This is a genomic window from Aquirufa sp. TARAVU-A1A, assembly GCF_054558675.1.
Window position 1 is genome coordinate 1 of the sequence record NZ_JBPXKP010000018.1, and the last position, 359, is coordinate 359.

Here is a 359-nt window from a genome sequence, read left to right on the forward strand (position 1 = left end):
TGCGTTTTTACAATGCAACGGGCCCTGCGACGCATTATTGTTTACAATTATCTTCGGGAGAGTTGGTAGCTGGCGCGAACATTACGTTGCTGACGGGTCATAGCAATGTACGTATTACGAGTGTGGCGACTAGCAATGGATCTTGGGCGAATGTGGGAGGTGTTTATACATTTACTTCGAGCGCAGATAATGCGAATATTTTATACACGGAGCTTCAGAATTATTTACAGAGTTATTCGGTCGAGATCAAGTCTGCACGCGTGGGAGGTACACAGGTGGGAAGTGTTGTGTTTGATGCTGGGGTGAATATGGTGACTGGTCAGAACACGAATGCGTTGAAGGCTTTGACTATTACGAGT

The 359-nt window shown here is 46.0% G+C and carries 1 protein-coding gene; it reads left to right on the forward strand.

The window, feature by feature from the left end:
• A partial coding sequence (locus V7S75_RS12065; RefSeq protein WP_459514234.1) for a hypothetical protein occupies positions 1–359 on the forward strand: 359 nt, incomplete at both ends.